This is a genomic window from Pseudomonas sp. 9_2_1 (genome assembly GCF_059295275.1).
This window is the reverse complement of the sequence record NZ_CM181239.1, coordinates 4731368-4753289: the sequence shown is the minus strand read 5'-3', so window position 1 is coordinate 4753289 and position 21922 is coordinate 4731368. Positions and strand designations below refer to the sequence as shown.

The 21922-nt window shown below is 63.3% G+C and carries 20 protein-coding genes and 1 pseudogene; 14 read left to right on the top strand and 7 right to left on the bottom strand.

All coding sequences use genetic code 11. The features are described 5' to 3' along the window. The first annotated feature begins 80 nt into the window (after nt 1-80). Nucleotides 81-863, top strand: a complete 783-nt coding sequence (locus tag AC5O5I_RS21535) for a PAS domain-containing protein (protein WP_494511532.1) — start codon at nt 81-83, stop codon at nt 861-863. Here the strand turns inward: AC5O5I_RS21535 and AC5O5I_RS21530 are convergent. Beyond that, the gene (locus tag AC5O5I_RS21530) at nt 851-1738 is read right to left on the bottom strand and encodes a LysR family transcriptional regulator (RefSeq protein WP_172287131.1); all 888 of its coding nucleotides are present in this window, start codon (nt 1736-1738) and stop codon (nt 851-853) included. The two genes, AC5O5I_RS21535 and AC5O5I_RS21530, sit on opposite strands and share 13 nt — an antisense overlap. Nucleotides 1739-2013: 275 nt before the next feature. On the opposite strand from AC5O5I_RS21530, the gene moaB reads away from it, so the two are divergent. Beyond that, a complete protein-coding gene (gene moaB / locus AC5O5I_RS21525) occupies nt 2014-2553 on the top strand; it encodes a molybdenum cofactor biosynthesis protein B (protein WP_494511531.1) in 540 nt (179 codons plus the stop codon). A 130-nt stretch (nt 2554-2683) separates the two neighbouring features. Here the strand turns inward: moaB and AC5O5I_RS21520 are convergent, their stop codons facing one another. After that, nucleotides 2684-3583 (bottom strand): bestrophin family protein, encoded by a 900-nt coding sequence (locus AC5O5I_RS21520; RefSeq protein WP_494511530.1) that lies wholly within the window; start codon nt 3581-3583, stop codon nt 2684-2686. 20 nt (nt 3584-3603) lie between these two features. Further along, complete coding sequence (gene moaA, locus AC5O5I_RS21515) at nt 3604-4608, bottom strand: GTP 3',8-cyclase MoaA (protein ID WP_172225575.1); 1005 nt, start codon at nt 4606-4608, stop codon at nt 3604-3606. Between the two features lie 233 nt (nt 4609-4841). On the opposite strand from moaA, the gene AC5O5I_RS21510 reads away from it, so the two are divergent. Continuing rightward, a complete protein-coding gene (locus AC5O5I_RS21510) occupies nt 4842-7172 on the top strand; it encodes an FdhF/YdeP family oxidoreductase (protein ID WP_172225578.1) in 2331 nt (776 codons plus the stop codon). Nucleotides 7173-7288: 116 nt separating this feature from the next. Here AC5O5I_RS21510 and AC5O5I_RS21505 read toward each other — a convergent pair whose 3' ends face one another. After that, nucleotides 7289-7750, bottom strand: a complete 462-nt coding sequence (locus tag AC5O5I_RS21505; protein ID WP_172225581.1) for an Lrp/AsnC family transcriptional regulator — start codon at nt 7748-7750, stop codon at nt 7289-7291. Nucleotides 7751-7842: 92 nt separating this feature from the next. Here AC5O5I_RS21505 and AC5O5I_RS21500 point away from each other — a divergent pair, with 92 nt between their 5' ends. Beyond that, nucleotides 7843-9024: a trans-sulfuration enzyme family protein gene (locus AC5O5I_RS21500; protein WP_494512783.1), complete on the top strand. Its 1182-nt coding sequence runs from the start codon at nt 7843-7845 to the stop codon at nt 9022-9024. Nucleotides 9025-9140: 116 nt separating this feature from the next. On the opposite strand, the gene AC5O5I_RS21495 is transcribed toward AC5O5I_RS21500, so the two are convergent. Further along, on the bottom strand, nt 9141-9377 hold the full coding sequence (locus AC5O5I_RS21495; RefSeq protein ID WP_172225584.1) for an HP1242/YdcH family protein: 237 nt from the start codon (nt 9375-9377) through the stop codon (nt 9141-9143). Nucleotides 9378-9629: 252 nt separating this feature from the next. Here AC5O5I_RS21495 and AC5O5I_RS21490 point away from each other — a divergent pair, with 252 nt between their 5' ends. The 4 genes from AC5O5I_RS21490 to AC5O5I_RS21475 all read left to right on the top strand — a co-directional run bounded on the left by AC5O5I_RS21490 (nt 9630) and on the right by AC5O5I_RS21475 (nt 13839). Then, nucleotides 9630-11267, top strand: coding sequence for a phosphoethanolamine transferase (locus tag AC5O5I_RS21490; RefSeq protein ID WP_494511529.1), 1638 nt, complete (start codon nt 9630-9632; stop codon nt 11265-11267). A 213-nt stretch (nt 11268-11480) separates the two neighbouring features. Then, nucleotides 11481-12614, top strand: a complete 1134-nt coding sequence (gene rnd / locus AC5O5I_RS21485) for a ribonuclease D (RefSeq protein ID WP_172286560.1) — start codon at nt 11481-11483, stop codon at nt 12612-12614. Beyond that, nucleotides 12611-12904, top strand: a complete 294-nt coding sequence (locus AC5O5I_RS21480) for a YcgL domain-containing protein (RefSeq protein ID WP_172225593.1) — start codon at nt 12611-12613, stop codon at nt 12902-12904. Before rnd ends, AC5O5I_RS21480 begins: the two co-directional genes overlap by 4 nt. 2 nt (nt 12905-12906) lie before the next feature. Further along, complete coding sequence (locus AC5O5I_RS21475) at nt 12907-13839, top strand: D-2-hydroxyacid dehydrogenase (protein WP_494511528.1); 933 nt, start codon at nt 12907-12909, stop codon at nt 13837-13839. 129 nt (nt 13840-13968) lie between these two features. Here the strand turns inward: AC5O5I_RS21475 and AC5O5I_RS21470 are convergent. Beyond that, nucleotides 13969-14424, bottom strand: a pseudogene (locus AC5O5I_RS21470) (nitroreductase family protein); the annotation flags it as partial. A gap of 89 nt (nt 14425-14513) precedes the next feature. Here AC5O5I_RS21470 and AC5O5I_RS21465 point away from each other — a divergent pair. Together AC5O5I_RS21465 and AC5O5I_RS21460 are read left to right on the top strand one after the other, a co-directional pair. Then, complete coding sequence (locus tag AC5O5I_RS21465) at nt 14514-14963, top strand: YcgN family cysteine cluster protein (protein ID WP_172286562.1); 450 nt, start codon at nt 14514-14516, stop codon at nt 14961-14963. A 40-nt stretch (nt 14964-15003) separates the two neighbouring features. Continuing rightward, nucleotides 15004-16212 (top strand): hypothetical protein, encoded by a 1209-nt coding sequence (locus tag AC5O5I_RS21460; RefSeq protein ID WP_172225602.1) that lies wholly within the window; start codon nt 15004-15006, stop codon nt 16210-16212. A 267-nt stretch (nt 16213-16479) separates the two neighbouring features. Here the strand turns inward: AC5O5I_RS21460 and AC5O5I_RS21455 are convergent, their stop codons facing one another. Beyond that, entirely contained in the window at nt 16480-16821 is a 342-nt protein-coding gene (locus tag AC5O5I_RS21455) for a DUF2892 domain-containing protein (RefSeq protein WP_172225605.1), read from the bottom strand. A 526-nt stretch (nt 16822-17347) separates the two neighbouring features. On the opposite strand from AC5O5I_RS21455, the gene AC5O5I_RS21450 reads away from it, so the two are divergent. From AC5O5I_RS21450 to AC5O5I_RS21435, 4 genes are all read left to right on the top strand, one after another. Then, entirely contained in the window at nt 17348-18064 is a 717-nt protein-coding gene (locus tag AC5O5I_RS21450) for a GntR family transcriptional regulator (RefSeq protein ID WP_172231790.1), read from the top strand. A 62-nt stretch (nt 18065-18126) separates the two neighbouring features. Further along, the gene (locus AC5O5I_RS21445) at nt 18127-19446 is read left to right on the top strand and encodes an NAD(P)/FAD-dependent oxidoreductase (RefSeq protein WP_494511527.1); all 1320 of its coding nucleotides are present in this window, start codon (nt 18127-18129) and stop codon (nt 19444-19446) included. A gap of 179 nt (nt 19447-19625) precedes the next feature. After that, nucleotides 19626-20954: an MFS transporter gene (locus AC5O5I_RS21440; protein WP_494511526.1), complete on the top strand. Its 1329-nt coding sequence runs from the start codon at nt 19626-19628 to the stop codon at nt 20952-20954. 73 nt (nt 20955-21027) lie between these two features. After that, nucleotides 21028-21921: a dihydrodipicolinate synthase family protein gene (locus tag AC5O5I_RS21435; RefSeq protein ID WP_494511525.1), complete on the top strand. Its 894-nt coding sequence runs from the start codon at nt 21028-21030 to the stop codon at nt 21919-21921. Nucleotide 21922: the final 1 nt, after the last annotated feature.

Below are 21922 nucleotides of genomic sequence, written 5' to 3'. Positions count from 1 at the left end.
TGGCCTTCGAAAGCTGCGAGGTCAGTGTGGGAGCGGGTTCACCCGCGAAGAGGCCGACACAGCAAACCGAGATAAAGCAGATGACCGTCACCCCCCTGGCAACCCTGTACCAGTCCCTCGATCAGCACCGCCCCGCCACCCTCGAGGCCCTGCTGGCCGGTGTCTCGCTGCTGCTGCCGATCCTCGATGCCATCCCCAACGCCGCAATCTTCATCAAGGACCCGGCCGCCCGCTACGTGCTGGCCAACAACACCCTGGTCCAGCGCTGCGGCCTCAAGCGCCTGCAGCCGTTGCTGGGCAAGACCAGCGCCGAAGTGTTCCCGGCACAGCTGGGCCCCGGCTACACCGAGCAGGACCGCCGCGTACTCATGGAAGGGCTGGTGCTGGAAGACCAACTGGAGCTGCATCTTTATGGCAGCCGCGAACCCGGCTGGTGCCTGACCCACAAGCGCCCGCTGCACAACCAGGCCGGGGAGATCATCGGCCTGGTCGGCATATCGGTCGACCTGCAGTCAGCCGCCGACAGCCACCCCGCCTACCAGCGCCTTGCCGCCGTCGACGAACACATCCGCCAACACTTCCACCAGCCGATCAGCATGCGCGAGCTGACCCGCATCGCCGGCATTTCCGTGGCTCAGCTGGAGCGCTATTGCAAGCGGGTGTTCCACCTCACACCCCGGCAGATGATTCACAAGGCGCGTCTGGAACATGCCCATCGCCTGCTGCATTCAGAGCTGCCGATTACCGAGGTGGCAATGCGCTGCGGCTACACCGACCACAGCGCGTTCAGCCGCCAGTTCAAGCAACTGACCGGCTTTACCCCGCGCCAGTACCGCCAGGCGACCGGCGATCAGCTGGCCTGAAACAGCGCCCGCGCCTGGTCAAAGCACTGCTCGGCAATCGCCGAACGCGGCTCGCTGCGGCGCAGCAGCAGGCCCACTTGGCTATGAATGGCGGCGTCGGCCACCGGCAGGATGCGCAAGTGCTCGCTGAGGTCTTCCAGGCCGCAGTCCAGCGGCATGATCGCGCAGCACATGCCGGTGTTGATGGCCTGGATCAGCTGGAAGCTCGAGTCGCTTTCCAGCACTGCATTGGGCTCCAGGCCACGGCTGCGGAAGCTCAGGTCCAGCGACTGGCGGTAGTGCATGCCTTTGCTCAGCAACCCCAGCGGAATGTCGCCGAGTTCGTCCCAGCGCAAGCTGTCGCTGGCAAACCGGAAGTGCCGGGTGTCATGCAGCAGGCCCATGGTGGTGATGCCCAATTCGATCACTTCGAAGAAGCTGGTGTTGACCTGGTCCAGGTAGCAGATGCCCAGATCGAGCTGGTTGCGGCTAAGGCCGTCGATGACCTGTTCCGAGCTCAGCGAACTGAGCTGGAAGTGCAGCTCCGGGTATTTTTCCCGCAGCGGCAGCAGCAGGTGCATGGGGTTGAAACTGGCCAGCGGCACCGTGCCCAGGCGCAGGCTGCCGACCACCTGGCCACGGCAACTGGCGGCTTCGGCCTGCAGGCCGTCGTGGGCGGCCAGCAGGGTGCGGGCCCAGGCCAGAATGCGCTCGCCGGCCTCGGTGAAGCCCTCGAAGCGCTGGCCACGCTTGACCAGTACCAGGTCCAGTTCGTCTTCCAGGTTGCGCAGGCGCATGGACAGCGTCGGCTGGGTGATGTGGCACAGCGCCGCCGCCTGGCCGAAGTGGCGGGTCTGGTCGAGGGCGATGAGGAACTTGAGCTGCTTGATGTCCATGGAAGTGCCTGGCATGCGGGGTGTGTTGACCTTAACCAACTCTGCGGTGGCTGGCCATTGTTTGATGGTGCCTGTGCGTGCCCTGTCGCTGGCAAGCCAGCTCACTCAGGACATTGCCCTCAAGGCCTGCGCCGTACCTGTGGGAGCTGGCTTGCCGGCGATAGGGCCGGTACAGGCAGCGATAGACCTTGTCGATGAAGCAGTTCGCCATATCGATTGGACGCTTTCAGCCCATGTCTCTAGCGTGGCGCAAATGCCATTCAAGGAGCTACACCGTGCGCGTCCAACCCGATGCGGTCTTCGTCCCGCTGAACATCGCCGTACTGACCGTCAGCGACACCCGTTCCTATGACAACGACACCTCTGGCCAGCTGCTGGCCAGCCGTTCGGTGGAGATCGGCCATCGCCTGGTGGCGCGGGCGCTGCTCAAGGACGACCTGTACAAGATCCGCGCTCAGGTGGCCACCTGGATTGCCGATGAACAGGTGCAGGTGGTGCTGATTACCGGCGGTACCGGCTTTACCGGCCGCGACAGCACGCCGGAGGCGGTCGAGTGCCTGCTGGACAAGCGCATCGACGGTTTTGGCGAGCTGTTCCGGGCGCTGTCGATTCTGGATATCGGCACCTCGACCGTGCAGAGCCGAGCCTTGGCCGGGTTGTCCAACCGCACGCTGGTGTGCTGCCTACCCGGCTCCACCGGGGCATGCCGCACGGCCTGGGAGGGGATTCTGGCGGAGCAGCTGGATGCCCGCCACCGGCCGTGCAACTTCGTCAAACACCTGCTGCCCATTGAGGCCTGTGCAAGCCGGGACTGATCTTCAGTCTGTACCGGCCTCTTCGCGGGCTTGCCCGCTCCCACAGGAACAGCGCATGACTCAAGAATTGTGAAGACCCTGTGGGAGCGGACGAGCCCGCGAAGAGGCCAGAAAAGGCACCCACTAACCGTCAGCTCAACACATACCCCGCCGGCAACAAGGCCGGTGGCAGTCCGGCTGCCCCCAATCCCGCCAGCACATCGCGCTCCACGGTGCGCACCATGGCATCGGTAGGCAGGTCATTCTCATCCCGCCCGAACGGGTCTTCCAGTTCGTTGCCAATCGCATCCAGCCCGAAGAACGTGTACCCCACGATGGTAGTGAACAGCGGCGCCAGCCAGCCCAGCGGCTCGGCCAGGGCAAATGGCAGCAAAATGCAGAAGATGTAGATGGTGCGGTGCAGCAGCAGGGTGTAGGGAAACGGCAATGGCGTGCCCTTGATCCGCTCGCAAGTGGCCTGCACTTCGGTCAGGCCCACCAGCCGCTGCTCCAGCAAGCTGTAGCGCCAATCGCTGATGTGTTGCTGCGCAGCCAGTTGAGAACAATGCGCGCCTATCTCTTGCAGGATGCCATCACAGACATTGTGCGGGCTGACGGCTTCGGGTCGTGCCAGCCAAGGGCGGGCAGCCGCCAGATCATCCTCGTTGCGTAAACGCGCATTCAACGCATGGGCAAAGCCGCACAGGCTGCGCAGCAGCTCGGTACGCAGGTTCTCGTCGGCAATCACCACGCTTTCGCGTATGAACGAGCGGGTTTCGATAATCAGCTTGCCCCAGGCCTTGCGCCCCTCCCACCAGCGGTCGTAGCAGGCGTTGTTGCGAAAACTCATGAAAATCGACAGCGACAGGCCCAGCAAGGTGAAAGGTGTGGCGCTGACCGGGTAGAAAAACGCCGGGTAGTGGCGCTCGACCAGCACGATCAGCGCCGCCAGCAGTGTGACCATCAGGCAGCGCAGGGCGATGCGCTTGACGATCGAACCTTTGAGGGTGAACAGCACGCGCAGCACATCGGGGGTGGGGTGGACGATCATGTCAATCCAGAGGCGGGCGATCAGCCGCCGGTCATGTTCATGAAGCGCAGGATCTGCACGTCGCCACCGACTTCAAAGTGATGGCGGTAGGGCTTGAGGTGCAGCGAGTCGCGGATGGCCTTTTCCAGGCGGGCGGGGTTGCCTGGGTGGGCGCGCAGCACCTGTTTCAGGTCTACCGAGTGCTCATTGCCCAGGCACAGCAGCAGGCGGCCTTCGACGGTGAGGCGCACGCGGTTGCAGGTGGCGCAGAAGTTGTGGCTGTGCGGCGAGATGAAGCCGACGCGGGTGTTGGCGGCTTCGGCCAGGCGCCAGTAACGGGCCGGGCCCTGGGACGACTCGGTCGATTCGATCAGGGTGAACTGCTCGGCAAGCAGCGCGCGAACCTCGTCGCTGGAACAGAACGACTCGCCACGCTCATGCTCGCTGATCACCCCCAGCGGCATTTCCTCGATGAAGGTGATGTCCAGCTCGCGGTCGATGGCAAAGCGTACCAGGTCGACCAGTTCGTGGTCGTTGCGGCCCTTCAGCACCACGCAGTTGAGCTTGGTGCGCTGGAAGCCGGCCCGGCGTGCAGCGTCGATGCCGGCGATGACCTGGTGCAGGTCGCCGGTGCGGGTCAGTTGCTTGAAACGTTCGGCATCCAGGCTGTCGAGGCTGATGTTCAGGCGTGATACGCCTGCGTCGAACAGCGGCTGGGCCAGGCGCCCGAGTTGCGAGCCGTTGCTGGTCATGCACAACTCACGCAGGCCGGGCAGGGCAGCGATGCGCCCGCACAGGTCGACGATGCCCTGGCGTACCAGCGGCTCGCCGCCGGTGAGGCGGATCTTGCGGGTGCCGAGGGCGACAAACCGCTCGGCTACCTGGAACAGTTCTTCGAGGCTGAGGATCTGCTGGCGCGGCAGAAACTGCATGTCTTCGGCCATGCAGTACACGCAGCGGAAGTCGCATCGATCAGTGACCGACATCCGCAGGTAGTCGATTTTCCGGTTGAAGCCGTCGATCAGGGCCCGGCTGTTCTGTTCCACGTTTGCGCTCGGATGGGATGGGTTCAACTCCAAGCTATAACCTGGCTGGCGGGGCGTCAAATTGCTTTGGCCGACTGGGTGATCAATGGCCTCTATCACTTGGCACACAGCCTCTTCGGCGCCGGCAGGCCCATGATCGAAAGCGCTTATCAAACCGTAAGATCTTTCGATTGGACGCCCCACCCCCCGCTCCATACGCTTGCGAAAAGCATCGAAGCGTGAGGATTCATCGCATGAGCCAGGACGAACACATCAGGGACTACAAAGGCGCCGCCGCCGGCTGGGGGGCGCTGAAGAGCGTGACCAAGAGCTGGCTGGGTAGCGAGAACGCCTTCAAGAACCTGCGGGCCATGCTCAAGACCAACCAGAACGGCGGCTTCGACTGCCCCGGCTGCGCCTGGGGCGAGTCGCCGGAAAGCGACATGGTCAAGTTCTGCGAAAACGGCGCCAAGGCGGTCAACTGGGAGGCCACCGGGCGGTCGGTGGACCCGGCATTCTTCGCCAGGTACAGCGTCAGCGCACTGAAGGACCAGAGCGACTACTGGCTCGAATACCAGGGCCGCCTTACCCACCCCATGCGCTACGACGCCGCCACCGACCACTACGTGGAAACCACCTGGCAAGAGGCCTTCGAACTGGTCGCCAGGCACCTGCGTGCGCTGCAGTCGCCGGATGAGGCCGAGTTCTACACCTCCGGCCGGGCCAGCAACGAGGCGGCGTTTCTCTATCAGCTGTTCGTGCGTGCCTACGGCACCAACAACTTCCCCGATTGCTCGAACATGTGCCACGAAGCAAGCGGCGCGGGCATGTCGGAAACCCTTGGGGTAGGCAAAGGTACCGTGGTGTTCCACGACCTGGAGCTGGCGGACGCGATCTTCGTCATCGGCCAGAACCCCGGCACCAACCACCCGCGCATGCTCGAACCGCTGCGCGAGGCGGTGAAGCGCGGTGCCCAGGTGGTGTGCTTCAACCCGCTCAAGGAGCGCGGCCTGGAGCGTTTCCAGCACCCGCAGCACCCGTTCGAAATGCTCAGCAACGGCTCCGAGCCGACCTCCAGCGCCTACTTCCGCCCGGCCCTGGGTGGCGACATGGCGGCCATGCGTGGCATCGCCAAGTTTCTCCTGCAATGGGAACGTGAGGCCCAGGCCAAGGGCGAGCCGGCCGTGTTCGACCATGCCTTCATCGCCGAGCACACCAGTGGCGTCGATGACTACCTGGCGGCGGTGGACGCCACCTCCTGGGAACACATCGTCAAGCAGTCAGGCCTGACCCTGGCCGAGATCGAACTGGCCGCGCGCATGTACCGCAAGGCTGAGCGGGTCATCATGTGCTGGGCCATGGGCGTCACCCAGCATCGCCATTCGGTGCCGACGGTGCAGGAAATCGTCAACCTGCAGCTGCTGCGCGGCAACGTCGGCAAGCCCGGCGCCGGCCTGTCGCCGGTGCGAGGCCACAGCAACGTGCAGGGCGACCGCACCATGGGTATCGACGAGAAGCCCAAGGCGGCGCTGCTCGACGCCCTCGAAAAACGCTTCCAGTTCCGTGTGCCGCGTGCCCACGGGCACAACGCGGTGCTGGCGATCAAGGCCATGGAAGAGCGGCGGGCCAAGGTGTTCATCGCCCTTGGCGGCAACTTTGCCCAGGCCACCCCGGACACCCCACGCACCCATGCGGCGCTGCAGAACTGCGCGCTGACCGTGCAGATTTCCACCAAGCTCAACCGCTCGCACCTGGTCACCGGCCGCGATGCCTTGATCCTGCCGTGCCTGGGCCGTACCGAGATCGACCTGCAGGACGAAGGGCCACAAGGCGTGACCGTGGAGGACACCTTCAGCATGGTGCACATCTCCAACGGCCAGTTGCGCCCGCGCTCGCCGCACATGCGCTCGGAGCCCTGGATCGTTGCCGGCATGGCCAAGGCCACGCTGGGCAACCAGCCGATCGACTGGGAGTATGCGGTGGCCGATTACGACCGTATTCGCGACATGATCGCTGACGTTATTCCTGGCTTCACCGACTTCAATGAGCGGCTGAACAGCCCGGGCGGTTTCCACCTGGGCAACAACGCCGCCGACCGCAACTTCCGCACCGCCACCGGCAAGGCCCGGTTCATGCCTCACGCGCTGCCCGAGGAATTGATCAACGCCAAGGTGCTGGCACGCGGCGACAAGCCCGACCTGATCCTGCAGACCCTGCGTTCGCACGACCAGTACAACACTACCCTGTACGGCCTGGATGACCGCTACCGCGGCGTATTCGGCCTGCGCGAAGTGGTGTTCGTCAACGAGGCTGACATTCGCCGGCTGGGCTTCGAGCCGGGTGAGCAGGTGGACCTGGTGTCGCTGTGGGAGGATGGCGTGGAGCGGCGCGTGTCGGGGTTCCGCCTGGTGGCGTATGACGTGCCGGAAGGGCAGGCGGCGGCGTATTACCCGGAGACCAACCCGCTGGTGCCGCTGGAGAGTTATGGCGAGGGGACCTATACGCCGACGTCGAAGTTTGTCGCGATCAAGGTCGAAAAGGCCAAGGTCGGGAACCGGATTGCGGCGGTGTTGGCCTCGGATTGATGGGTTGTCTGTGCTGGCCTCTTCGCGGGTGAACCCGCTCCCACAGGATCACCACAGATTTCAGGGCTGTGGTGATCCTGTGGGAGCGGGTTTACCCGCGAAGAATCCAGCACCGATCAGGATCGATGCACCGGGTAGGCCGTGGTGTACTTCATCTGCTCCATGGCAAAACTTGAGGTGATGTTGGAAAGCCCATCGGTACTGGTGATCAGCTTTTTGTAGAACCGGTCATACGCCGCAATATCCCCCACCACCACCCGCAGCATGTAGTCCCAGTCCCCGGACATGCGATAGAACTCCATCACCTCCTCGAACCCGCTCACGGTAACGGCAAACTGCTCCAGCCAGGCGCTGTCGTGGCGCTGGGTCTTGAGCTGGACGAACACGGTCAGCCCCAGCCCCAGCCGTTCGGGATCGAGCAGGGCGACACGGCCAAGAATGTAGCCGTCGTCCTCCAGGCGCTTGACCCGCTTCCAGCACGGCGTGGTCGACAGGTTGACGGCCTCGGCCAGGTCCTTCAGCGAGAGCGAGGCGTCGCGCTGAAGCAGGGTAAGAATGTGCTGGTCGAAACTGTCCATATCGCGCCATGGCCGTGAAGAAAAATATTTCACAGATTACCCCAAGGCCAGATGATTTGCGTTGTGCGATAGTGACGGCCCTCCCTCTGCCTATGGGCCCGACCATGTCCGACAAGCCGCGCAATTTCGCCACCCGTACCATCCACGCCGGCGAACAGTTCAGCGTCGCCGATAACGCTATCTTCCCGGCCATCGTCACCGCCAGCTCATTCACCAAGCGCAGCCTGGACGACAAGCCGGAATACTCGTACAGCCGCGTCGGCAACCCCACTCGGCATGCCTACGAAACCTGTGTCGCCGCGCTGGAAGAAGGCGTCGGTGCGGTCGCTTGCGCCTCGGGGGTGAGCGCCACCGCGACGGTGCTCGAACTGCTGCCCAAAGATGCCCATGTGGTGGTGATGAACGGCGTGTACGGCGGCACCTTCCGCATCCTGGAGGATTACCGCAGCCGCACCTCGGGCCTGACCACCACCTATGTCGACCTCAACGACCTCGAGGCCGTGGCTGCCGCGATCAAGCCTGAGACCCAGCTGATCTGGATCGAGTCGCCGACCAACCCACTGCTGCACCTGGTCGATATCAAGGCGGTGTGCGACCTGGCCAAGGCGCGGGGCATCCTCACCTGCATCGACAACACCTTCTGCTCACCGTGGAACCAGCGCCCGATCACCTTGGGCGTCGACCTGGTGATGCACTCGGCCAGCAAGTACATCGGCGGCCATTCGGACCTGACCGGTGGCGTGGTGGTGGCGGCCAACGATACGCTGCTGGCGCGCCTGCGTCGTATCAGCATGGCGATTGGCGCCGTGCAGGGGCCGTTCGATTGCTACCTGGCCCTGCGCGGCCTGAAAACCCTGGATGTGCGCATGGAGCGCCAGTGCGCCAATGCCCTGCAGGTGGCACGCTTTCTGGAAAGCCACGCCCAGGTCGAGCAGGTGTATTACCCGGGGCTGGAAAGCCACCCGCAGCATGAACTGTGCAAACGCCAGATGCGCAGCGGCGGGGCGGTGGTGGCGATGAAGGTCAAAGGCGATCGCGCCGCGCTGAACCGCCTGGTGGAGGCGCTGCAGATCTTTGTGCTGGCTGACTCGCTGGGCGGGGTTGAAAGCATGATCAACCACTCGTGGAGCATGTCGCACTGCTCGCTGAGCCCGGAGCAGAAAGGCGTGATGGGGATCAGCGAGAACCTGCTGCGGTTGTCGGTGGGGATCGAGGATTACCGTGACCTGGTCGAGGACCTGGATGGGGCGTTGAACGCGCTGGTTGCTGTTTAAAGGCTGCTGGCCCAATCGCCGGCAAGCCAGCTCCCACAGGGTTCGGAATGTTGTGGTGTACCTGTGGGAGCTGGCTTGCCGGCGATTGGGCCGGTGAGTTCGATAAAGATGTCAGGTCAGGATTTGGGCGGATGGATGATCCGTTCGATCTTGTCCTTGATCAGCAGCCGCTCCTTGCGCAAGCGGTTGACGGCATCGTCGTTGGTACCGTTACCCTCGGCGGCCACCACCTCCTTGTCCTTGGCGTTGTATTCCTTGTGCAGTGCGTGCAGCGCCTGGTCTTTGTCGATGAGCGCCTGGAAGTCGTCAGCGGTAACGTGCAGGTCAGCGAGCAGATCATGCGGAACTGGCATTTCTTCACCTCTGTCAGGGTTGTCGGTTAGGTCCTGACCACTGAGGATAGCCTGCCTTTGCGCTGGCGGTTGAGGGTTGCCAGGCTGAATGGCAGCTGAATCAAGTCCAGGTAATTGATAAAAGCCGCTGACTCACGAAATTGTTACCAACTTTTTCACGAAAAATTGATGCCCTGCTTTCTAGAGTTCGCCCAACTTTCCCACGGTGTCATTTGGCCGGGGGTTGATAATCACTCTTGAATGCGAACACTGATGCTCAACTTCAAACCCCTGCGGACTGAATGGGTCACGCTGCTGGCCAGCCTTTACCTGCTGATTGGCATGAACATGTTTCTCTGGGGGCACCTGCAAGAGGTCGTGCCCGCCGGCCTGTCCGGGCTGTGGCTGAGCCTGGCGTTCGCCGTGCTGATGCTGTTTGCATTCAACCTGATATTGACGCTGTTTGCCTTCCGTTATGTATTGAAACCGCTGTTGATCCTGATGTTCATGAGTGGCGCCGGCGTCGCTTACTTCATGAATCAATACGGTGTACTTATTGACGCCGGCATGTTCCGCAACATGGCTGAGACCAATACGGCCGAAGTACTCGATTTGATGTCGTTGAAGTTTGCCGCTTATATCCTGCTGCTGGGTGTATTGCCTTCACTGCTGCTGTGGAAAGCGCCCATCGCCTACCGTGCCTGGCACCGCGAGCTGCTGGGCAAGCTGGTAGTCAGTGGCGCCTGCGTAGTGGCCCTGGGTTCGGTGGCACTGGTCAACTACCAGGGCTTGTCGTCGCTGTTTCGCAACCACCACGAACTGCGCCTGATGCTCACCCCCAGCAATATCGTCGGTGCCTCCATTGGTTATGTCAGCGAGCGTGTCGGTACTGCATCGCGCCCGTTCCAGCACTACGGCGAAGATGCCAGGCGCGATGCCGCCTGGCAAAAGCATGAACGCAAGTCGCTGACCGTACTGGTGGTCGGTGAAAGTGCGCGGGCAGACCATTTCGGTGTACTGGGTTACGACCGTGACACCACGCCGAACCTGGCCAGGCAGCAGGGCCTGCTGGCGTTTTCCGACGTGCACTCGTGCGGTACGGAAACCGCCGTTTCGGTGCCGTGCATGTTCTCGGGCATGAAGCGCAAGGACTACGACGCCCGGGTGGCAAAGAACCGCGAAGGGCTGCTGGACATCCTCCAGCGGGCCGGCCTGGCCGTGCAGTGGCGCGACAACCAGTCGGGCTGCAAGGGCACCTGCGACCGCGTGCAGTTCATCGATGTCAGCAACCTCAAGGACCCCGAGTTGTGCGCCAATGGCGAGTGCCATGACCAGATCCTGCTGCAGGGCCTGGGCGAGCTGATCGACAATCTCGACAAGGACACGGTGCTGGTACTGCACCAGATGGGCAGCCACGGCCCCGAGTATTTCAAGCGCTACCCTGGCGCCGACCAGCGCTTCGCCCCGGTGTGCCAGAGCAACGCCCTGAACCAGTGCAGCGAGCAGGAAATCATCAACGGCTATGACAATACCCTGGCCTATACCGACAAGGTGCTGTCTTCGTTGATCGATACCCTGCGCAGCAAGCAGGAGAAGGTCGACACAGCCATGATCTACCTGTCCGACCACGGCGAATCGCTGGGCGAGTACAACCTGTTCCTGCACGGCACGCCTTATGCCATCGCCCCCGAGCAGCAGAAGCATGTGCCGCTGCTGACCTGGTTCTCCGACAGCTACAAGGAGGACTTCGGCGTCGACACCGACTGCCTCGCCAAGCTCAGCGATGCCCCGCTGTCGCAGGACAACCTGTTCCATTCGATGCTCGGCCTGTTGCAGGTGCACACCGAGGTGTACCAACAGTCGCTGGACATGTTCGCCAGCTGCCGCCCCTGGTTGACGGCCAAGCGCTGAAGCCCGTCGCGGTCGTGCAGGCTTGCGCTGTCCCTGTCTGCGGACAAGCCCGTGCCATGCACCGTGTCGCCTTCTTCGCGGGTGCGCCCGCCACCACAGGGGCGGCCCCGCACATGCAAAATTGCACCATTGATCGATATCAAGGATGGCCCGGGTTTCACCAGCAGTGCCCGCGCCGTATATACTGCGCGCCAATGTTAGTGGGAGAGCCTCGTGGCCATCGAAATACACTGGATCCGTGACGACCAGAGCCTGGCCGAACACTGCCGCGACTGGTGCAAATTGCCCTTCGTCGCCGTCGACACCGAATTCATGCGGGTCGACACGTTTTACCCGAAAGCCGGGCTGATCCAGATCGGCGACGGCGTGCGGGCTTTCCTCATCGACCCGTTGCTGATCAGCAACTGGCAGCCGCTGGGCGAACTGCTCGAAGATGCCGGTGTGGTGAAGGTACTGCACGCCTGCAGCGAAGACCTTGAAGTGCTGCTGCGCCTGACCGGCAAGCTGCCTCAACCGCTGTTCGACACCCAGCTGGCCGCCGGGTACCTGAACCTGGGGTTCTCCATGGGCTATTCGCGCCTGGTGCAAGAGGTGCTGGGCATCGAGTTGCCCAAGGGCGAAACCCGCTCCGACTGGCTGCAACGCCCGCTGTCCGAGACCCAGGTCAGCTATGCCGCCGAGGATGCCGTGCACCTGGCCGAGCTGTTTACCGCCCTGCGCCCGCGCCTGTCCGACGACAAATATGCCTGGGTGCTGGAAGACGGCGCCGAACTGGTTGCCCAGCTGCGCCGCGAAGTCGAGCCCGAAAGCCTCTACCGCGACGTCAAGCTGGCCTGGAAGCTGGCGCCTCAGCAACTGGCGGTACTGCGTGAGCTGTGCGCCTGGCGCGAGCGCGAAGCGCGCAACCGCGATGTGCCGCGCAACCGCATCCTCAAGGAGCACTCGCTGTGGCCTATTGCCAAGAGTCAGCCGAGCAACCTGTCGGCGCTGGCCAAGATCGACGATATGCACCCGCGCACCATTCGCCAGGACGGTGAGTTCCTTATTCAGCTGATCAAGCGCGCCGCCAGCCTGCCTGCCGAGCAGTGGCCAGCGGTGTTGCCCGAGCCTCTGCCGATCGAGGCCGCCGGCATCCTCAAGCAGCTGCGCGCCATCGGTCAGGCCGAAGGTGAGCGCCTGGGCATTGTCCCCGAGCTGATGCTGCGCAAGAAGGCCCTGGAAGCGCTGCTCAAGAGCGGCTACCCGAACGGCCCTTATCAACTGCCCGATTCGCTGCGCGGCTGGCGCCGTGAGCGCATGGGCCAGGCCCTGCTGGACAACCTGGCAGGCGCCGGAGAGACCCGATGAAACGCATTTGCTCGATCTACAAGAGCCCCCGCAAGAACGAAATGTACCTGTACGTGCTCAAGGCCGACGGCCTGGACCGCGTACCCGAAGCCCTGCTGCCGGCCTTTGGTACCCCTATTCACGCCTTCGACCTGGTGCTCACCCCCGAGCGCAAGCTGGCGCGCGAGGACATCACCAAGGTGCTGGAGAACCTCGAAAACCAGGGCTACCACCTGCAGATGCCGCCGTTGGAAGATGAATACATCGAGCACCTGCCTGAAGAGCTGCTGCGCCGTAACGACCCGGTCTGATCATGCGAGTACTGATCGCTGAGCATGACCATGCCCGTTACGCCGAGCTGTTGCACGAAGCCGCCCCAGACGCAGAAATCCTGACCAGCGGAGACTCTGCCGAACTGGCCCGCCAGGCAGCACAATGCCCGGTGTGGCTGGGCCAGCCAGACCTGCTGGCAACCCTGCTGCGGCAGGGGCTCAAGCCGGCCTGGATGCAGTCGACCTGGGCCGGTGTCACGCCGTTGCTGGCCGAAGGCCTGCCGCGTGATTACCGCCTGAGCCGTGCGGTGGGCATCTTCGGCCAGGTGATGGCCGAGTACATGCTCACCTATATGCTCGGCCACGAGCGCGAAGTGCTGTCGCGACTGGTCAGCCAGGTGGAGCGGCGTTGGGATGACCGCCCGGGGTGCAGCCTTGAAGGGCGCAAGGTGCTGATTGTCGGTACCGGTGACATTGGCCAGCGTGTGGCCGAGTTCCTGCAGCCATTTGGCGTGGCGTTGTACGGCGTTGCCAGCAGCGCCCGTGCACAGGCGCCGTTCGTCGAGGTGGCGGCGCTGGCCGACCTGCCGCGCATGGTCGGGCAAGTGGACTACGTGCTCAACCTGTTGCCGGATACCCCGGCCACCCATGACCTGTATGACGCGGCGCTGTTCAAGTGCTTCCAGCCCACTACGCTGTTCATCAATGCCGGGCGTGGCGTGGCGGTGGTCGATGCCGACCTGGTAGCGGCACTGAAGGAAGGCCACTTGGCCGGCGCGGTGATCGATGTGTGCCGGCAGGAGCCACTGCCCAAGCAGCACCCGTTCTGGACCGCCTGGGGCTTGCTGCTGACCGGGCACAGCTCGGCGCCTACCTCCCCGGCGGCGATGGTGCGGTTGTTTGTCGAGAATGTGCGGGCGTATGAAGCAGGGCAGGGGATGCGTGGCGAAGTCGACTTCGCTCGGGGCTATTGATTTGCAGTGCTTGTACCGGCCTCTTCGCGGGTGAACCCGCTCCCACACAGCTTGCAAAGTACCTGAGTAATGTGGGTACCTGTGGGAGCGGGTTCACCCGCGAAGAGGCCGGTACAGCCGACACAAGGCTTACAGGCTGAAATCACCCTCGGCAGCCAGCTCGCTCAACGGCTTGCGCGGGGTCGGCGCTTCACGGGCCTGCAGCGCCTCGTCCAGGCTGGCCTTGTCACAGAGCTTGCCGATCGCCACCATGGCATGCAGCACGTAGCCTTCGGGCACCTTCAGTTCCTGACGCGCCAGGTCCTGGTCGAAACCGGCCGTGCCATGGGTATGCCAGCCGCTGATGCTGGCCTGCAGGGCCAGGTGGCCTCAGGCGGAGCCTGTGTCGAAGGTATGCCACAGCGCCGGCTTTTCTTCCGTGGCGCCAGGTGCCGCGAAGGTGGTCTTGGACATGATCAGCACCAGCGCCGACGCCTGTTGCGCCCAGCTGCGGTTGAACGGCACCAGCAGGTTCAGGTAACGCTCCCAGTTTGGTGTGTCACGGCGGGCATAAAGAAAGCGCCAAGGCTGCGAGTTGCAACGACTGACAAGCGGTCTGGCTTTGCCGAAGGCCAGGCTCTAGACTGGCGCCGCCGCGCGCCGTGGCCCCAAGATGAATGCAGGAACTCCGTGTGATGATCGCTGAAAACGCGCCGTTCTGGCGGCGCAAGACCCTCGAACAACTCAGCCCGCAAGAGTGGGAGTCGCTGTGCGACGGGTGCGGCCTGTGCTGCCTGCAAAAGCTGGAAGACGAGGACGACAACAGCGTCTATTACACGCGTATCGCCTGCAAGCTGCTGGACCTCGAAACCTGCCAGTGCAGCGACTACCCCAATCGTTTCGCCCACGTGCCTGACTGCATCCAGCTCACCCCGGGCAAGGCCGACCAGTTCAAGTGGCTGCCCAGCACCTGTGGCTACCGCCTGGTCAGCGAGGGCAAGGACCTGCCGGCCTGGCACCACCTGATCTGCGGTGACCGCAAGCAGGTGCATGAACAGCGTATTTCCCAGTCGGGGCGTATGCTCAGTGAGCACGATGTGCACGAAGACGACTGGGAAGACCACCTGATCTTCCGCGCCAGCTGAGCGGCGCGGCCCGCTGCCACGGGGAACAAGGAGTTTCTGTATGCGTTGTCAGCTGTTGTTGCTTGTAGGCCTGATGGCCAGTGCGCCCGCCTGGGCAAAAAAGGTCGATCTTGATTACCAGGTGCGCCTGTTACCGGCCAGTGGCCAGGCCGAGGTCCGCCTCACCCTGGCCGACGGCAGCGCAGTGCGCAGCCTGGATTTCGACCTGGGCAAGGCCGGGGCCTACAGCGGTTTCCAGGCTGATGGCCAATGGCAGTTGCAGGGCCAGCGCGGCGTGTGGCAGCCCGCAGCGGGCAAGACCAGCCTCAGCTACCGCGTGCAGTTGGACCAGAAGCTCGGCAGCGGTGCCTATTCATCGCGAATCACCCCGCACTGGGCGCTGTTCATGGGCGACCAGCTGGTGCCACCGGCGCGCCTCGACCAACAGGACGGCACCGAGCTGGTGGCGCGCCTGGCGTTCGACCTGCCCGATGGCTGGAAGAGCATCGAGACATCCTGGCCGCGCGTGGGCAAGGACAAGTTCCGCATCGACAACGTTTCGCGCCTGTTCGACCGCCCGACCGGCTGGATGCTTGCCGGTGACCTGGGCAGCCGCCGCGCCCGCCTGGGCGATACCGAGGTGACCGTGGCCGCGCCGGTCGGGCAGGGCATGCGGCGCATGGACAGCCTGACCTTGCTGACCTTTGTGTGGCCGCAGTTGCAGGCGGTGTTCCCGCGCAACCCGCCCAAGCTGCTGCTGGTCGGTGCCCGGGACGGCATGTGGCGCGGCGCGATGGCGGCGCAGGGTTCTCTGTACCTGCACAGCGCCCGGCCGATGGTGAGCGAGAACGGCAGCAGCCCGTTGCTGCGCGAAGTGGTGCAGTTGTTTGCGCAGATCCGTGGGCGCGACGGCAATGACTGGCTCGTGGAAAGCCTGACCGATTATTACGCCAGCGAGTTGCTGCGCCGTTCGGGCGGGGTGAGCGATGACCGTTACCTGGCCTGGCAGGCACGGCTGAGCAAGCAGGGCGCCAAGGTCACCCGGCTCAAGGCTGACCGCGCAACGCCGGCCCAGGTGGCGCGTGGGGTGATGCTGTTGCAGGCGCTGGACAAGGAAATCCGCATACACACCCAGGCCAAGCGTTCGCTCGATGATGTGGTGCGGGGGCTGATGCGGTTGCCCAGCGTCAGTACCGAGGACTTTGTGCAGATCAGCGAGAACGTGCTGGGGCGGCGTTCCGAGGTGTTGCAGAGCAAAGCGTTGCGCTAAGCATTTCTTTACCTGTACCGGCCTCTCCGCGGGCGCGCCCGCTCCCACCGTGGGTTACTGATTGGCAGGTTGTTGCTCTCCGGTGCTGGCCCTATCGCCGGCAAGCCAGCTCCCACAGGTACTGCACTGCCTTCCAGACTTGCGCACAACCCGTGGGAGCGGGCAAGCCCGCGAAGAGGCCAGCACAGGCTGGTGATATGCATGCAGCCACGAGCCCTTTGTGGGAGCTGGCTTGCCGGCGATAGGGCCCGCCCAGGCAGTGCAAAATCAACCGCCAGCCAACGGATCCTTGCCAGTCACCGTCACCCCGCGCGTCGCCGCCTCGGCACTGGCCTTCAGTGCCTCCAGCTCCGCCCCGCTGCGCTGTATGTCCGCACGCAACCGTTGGTACTCCTGCCGATGGCGCCGCCACCAGGCCTTGGTCGAGCAATGGCCGCTGACCCCGCGCGCCACCGCCAAACCACCCACCACCATCTGCAGCATGCCGACCAGGCCGCCATGGCGCAGGCCCTTGCTCAGCATCAGCGCCCCACCGGCCAGCGAACTGACCCGTTCCAGGCCATGAACATTGTGCTCGGACTGCGCTGCCGGGGAATGAATATCAAGCATGGCAAAGCCTCCTTGGGAAGTGTAAGCAGCTGACCTGCCCGCCGCCGCCATCGTTCAGTCGGCACGCCAAACGACATGCCCTGTCGCGGCGAAGGCGCTGCTAATGCCGCAGGCGTAGTGCTCAATAACTGGCTCCCGCACCTCGATGCCTGATTCTTTGCCCTGAGCATGACGGGTGCTGCTGACCCAAGCGGCATGCGCGGCGCGAGGCCTTGTCAGCTGCGTAAGTCTGACGGGTCTGAATGAAAGAGAAGCTCCTGCATGCAAGGTTTTTTTTGTTTGTGCGGTCCGTGTCGGGCGGGCCCTCATCGCCCATTTGTCTGAAATGGATAAATACCTGTCCGGTTTGGCAATGCAGCTTCAAGGGTGTTTAATCTCACCTCTAAAAACCGCTCCAAGCCTTGAAAACAAAGGCCCAGACAGTTTTCACCGTTCATCGAAAATGCTGTAGACACATTGTCTAACAGTGCCATATAGTCGTTATACAAATAGTAGACATAGCGCTATGACAACAAAGAAGGCCGCCATGAAAGCCACCGTTCAACCACTCACCGCAGAAGTGCCGCAGGACCGCAAAGCCGTCCTTGCAGAAGCACTGCGCCGCCGGATCCTCAGTATGGAACTGGCCCCGGGCGCCGTGGTGGACGAGCTGGCCCTGTGCGACGAGTTTGGCCTGTCGCGTCCCCCGGTGCGTGAGCTGCTGCGCCAGATCGCCGCCGAAGGCTACATCGAGCTGGAGGCCAACCGCGCGCCACGCGTCGCCGCCATGAACCACGAGTCGCTGCACAGCTTCTATGTGGCCGCCCCGCTTATCTACGTTGCCACCACCCAACTGGCCGCCACCTACGCCAGCGCCGAAGAAATCGAAGTGCTCAAGGCCATTCAGGCCCAGTTCCGCCGCGCCATCGAAGAGCGTGACGTGGAAAACCGTGTGCTCTACAACGACGCCTTCCACCTCGAAATCGGCCGGATGGCGCACAACGACTACCTGATGCCGAGCCTGCGTCGCCTGCTGATCGACCACACCCGGCTGGGCAAGATCTTCTATCGCCACCCGACCACCGATGACATGCAGCGCGACCTCGAGGCGGCCTGCGAGCAGCACGAGCAGATGATCCAGGCCATCGAGCGCCGCGACCCGCAGATGGCTGGCCATCTGGTGCGCGAGCACTTCGAGCTGTCGCGCCGGCGCATGGCCGAGTACGCCGCACCGCAAGGGCTGGATGTACCGATCCAGATATGAAAGACCAAGGTCAGGGCCGCCGCTGCTGACCACACGACAACGACAAGATCCAGGTTAGTGACATGACAAGAATAAGTTCGTTACCTGCTGATGACGCCACCTGTGGCTGGTATCACCTGAGCAAGCCCCGCACGCCAAGGCCGACCCACAGTGGTAACAGCCAGGCACGCTGGGTGGTGGTCGGCGCCGGTTTCACCGGCCTGGCTGCCGCGCGCCAGCTGGCAACGAACTTTCCGGATGACGAAATCGTGCTGGTCGAAGCCCAGGAAGTCGGCTTTGGCACCTCCGGGCGCAACGCCGGTTTTGCCATCGACCTGCCGCACGACATCGGCGCCGAGGACTACATAGGCGACATCGACATCGCCAAGACCGTGCTCAAGCTCAACCTGGGCGGCCAGGAATACCTGAAGGAACTGATCGAACGCTACGACATCGAGTGCCAGTTCCGTCATTGCGGCAAATATCAGGCGGCCATCGAAGACCGCGGCATTGCCGTGCTGGATGCTTACCGCCGCGGCCTGGACAAGCTCGGCCAGCCCTACGAAGTGATCGAAGGGCGCGATTTGCCCGATCACATCGGTACGCACTTCTACCGCAAGGGTCTGTTCACCCCAGGCACTGCTCTGTTGCAGCCTTCGGCGCTGGTAAAAGGCCTGGCCGACAGCCTGCCGGGCAACGTGTCGCTGTACGAGAAGACGCCGATCACCGACGTTCAGTACGGCGACAAGGTGGTGCTGCGCCACGCCAACGGTTCGATTACCGCCGACAAGCTGGTACTCACCACCAACGCGTTCGGCATGAGCTTCGGCTTCCTCAAGGGCCGCATGCTGCCGGTGTTCACCTACGGCAGTCTCACCCGCCCGCTGACCGAGCAAGAGCAGGCGCGCCTGGGTGGCAAACCCTACTGGGGCGTGATCCCTGCCGACCCGTTCGGCACCACCATGCGCCGCACCGTCGACAACCGCCTGCTGATTCGCAACAGCTTCAGCTACAACCCCGACGGGCGCAGCAACCGCAAATACCTGGAGCGTTTCGTCCAGCGTCACCGCGAATCGTTCGCCCGGCGCTTCCCGATGCTGCCCGGGGTCAACTTTGAATATACCTGGGGCGGTGCATTGGCACTGTCGCGCAACCACATGGGCTTCTTTGGCAAGTTGGCGCCCAATGTAGTTGGCGCACTGTGCTGCAATGGCCTGGGCGTTACCCGTGGCACGGTCACCGGCAAGTTGCTGGCCGACTGGCTGGCCGGTGACAAGAACCAACTGATCGAGTTTTTGCTGAATGCCCCCGGGCCTTGCGCCAACCCGCCGCAGCCTTTGGTTTCACTGGGCTTGAACGCCAACCTGATGTGGGGGCAGTTCCGCGCTGGCCAGGAAAGCTGAGCGCTGAGGAGTTGTAATTTGAATACTTGATGCCGGAGGTTATTTAGCCGGCACGGGCACTCTTTGCCCGAAATCAATGATTGGCCAGCAGGCCATTCACCCGGGGCTGAGTGCTGTATTCAGTTTCGCGGACTCGCTCGCCTTGAAAATGTGCATGTAGCAGAGTGGTAGGAACAACAATGACAAGTACCAATGTTTCGATTGAAGATGTACCGATCAACAACTTCCACCAGTTGCTGACCTTGCGTTCCGGTGGCGGTTCGTTCGTCGACGGCTATGTATTGAGCATCATTGGCGTGGCCATGGTGCAGATGTCTGCAGGCCTCAGCCTGACCAGTTTCTGGCAGGGCATGATTGCCGCCTCGGCGCTGATCGGCATTTTCTTCGGTGGCTTCTTCGGCGGTTGGCTGACTGACCGCTTTGGCCGCAAACGCGTGTTTTTCGTCGGCCCGACCTTGTTCATCCTGGCCTCGGTGGCGCAGTTCTGGGTGGAATCGGCGCTGGCCCTGTTCCTGCTGCGCTTTGCCATCGGCATTGCGGTGGGTATCGAATACCCGGTCGCCACCTCGCTGCTGGTGGAGTTCCTGCCCAAGAAAAACCGTGGCCCACGCCTGGCCACCCTGACCGTGCTGTGGTTCGCCGGTGCTGCCACTGCCTACCTGGCGGGTGAGGCGATTTTGCGCCACGGCGGCGACGATGCCTGGCGCCTGGTATTGGCCAGTGCCGCCGTGATCGGTGCGCTGCTGTTCGCAATTCGCCTGGGCACCCCGGAATCACCGCGCTGGTTGATCAGCAAAGGCCGTTCGGCCGAAGCCGAACAGGTGATCAAGCGCGTGTACGGCAACGGTTTTTCACTGAAAAACCTGCCGGAGGAGCCCAAGACCCACAAGCTGTCGTTCCTCAGCCTGCTGCACTCCGGCTACGGCAAGCGCATGCTGTTTGTCACCATGTTCTGGACCTGCTCGGTGATCCCGGTGTTCGCCGTCTACGCGTTCGCCCCCCGGGTGCTGGGCGCACTCAACCTGAAGGGTGACTGGGCATCGATCGGTTCGATCGCCATCACGTTCCTGTTCGTGGTCGGCTGCATCATCGGCACCCGCCTGCTGAACACCATCGGCCGCCGCACCACGTTGCTGCACAGCTTCTTCTGGTCAGGGCTGGCGCTGCTGGGCCTGGGTGCCTTCAGCAACGGTAACGAGATGCTCATCCTGGCCCTGTTCGGCGCCTATGCGCTGTTCATCGGTGGCGCCCAGGTGTTGCAGCTGGTGTACCCCAACGAACTGTTCCCGACCGAGATCCGCGCTGGCGCGGTGGGTGTGGGCACCTCGATGTCGCGCATCGGCGCTGCCGTCGGCACCTGGCTGGTGCCCATCGCGCTCGACAGCTACGGCATCGGCGCAACCATGTATGCCGCCGCCGTGGTCACCTTCGTCGGCCTGGCCTTCTCGCTCGCCCTGGCACCGGAAACCCGTTCGCTGAACCTGCAACAAGCGGCTTCGCTGGGCTGAACCCTTACAACCTGCCGCAGCGACGTTGCGCTGCGGCCTTTACAACACTGAGCAACGCACTGGAGAACCTACCGTGAAATTCGAAGGCATCTACACCCCGGCAATTACTCCGCTGGCTGCGGACGGCTCGATCGACAAGGCGGCGTTCGCCGAAGTCCTCGAATACCTGGTCGACTCGAAAATCCACGGCGTGATCATCGGTGGCTCCACCGGCGAGTACTACGCCCACACCACCCAAGAGCGCATCGAGCTGGCCGCCCAGGCCAAGGACGTGCTCAACGGCCGCCTGCCGCTGATCGTCGGCACCGGTGGCATCCGCACCGAAGACGCCGTGGCCTTCGCCCAGCACGCCAAGGAAATCAAGGCTGACGCCCTGCTGGTGGGCACCCCGCCATACGCGCTGCCGACCCAGCAGGAAATCGCCCTGCACGTCAAAGCTGTCGACGCCGCCGCCGGCCTGCCGATCATGCTCTACAACTACCCGGGCCGCATGAGCGTGAGCATGGGCGAGGAGTTCTTCGATGCCGTTGCCGATGTGAAAAACATCGTCGCCATCAAGGAAAGCTCCGGTGACATGGCCCAGCTGCACCGCCTGGCCATCCACCGCCCGAACATCCAGCTGTCGTGCGGCTGGGACGACCAGGCCCTGGAATTCTTCGCCTGGGGCGCCCAGAGCTGGGTCTGCGCCGGCTCCAACTTCATCCCGCGCGAGCACGTGGCCCTGTACGAGGCCTGCGTGATCGAGAAGGACTTCGCCAAAGGCCGCAAGATCATGGCTGCCATGATGCCGCTGATGGACTTCCTCGAAGGTGGCAAGTTTGTCCAGGCGATCAAGAACGGTGTAGCCCTGAACGGCCTGAAGACCGGCGGCGTGCGCAAGCCGCTGTACGACCTGAATGAGGCCGAGAAGCAAGAACTCAAGCGCGTGGTCACCGAACTCAAGGCCACCATCGCACAGATCAAATAAG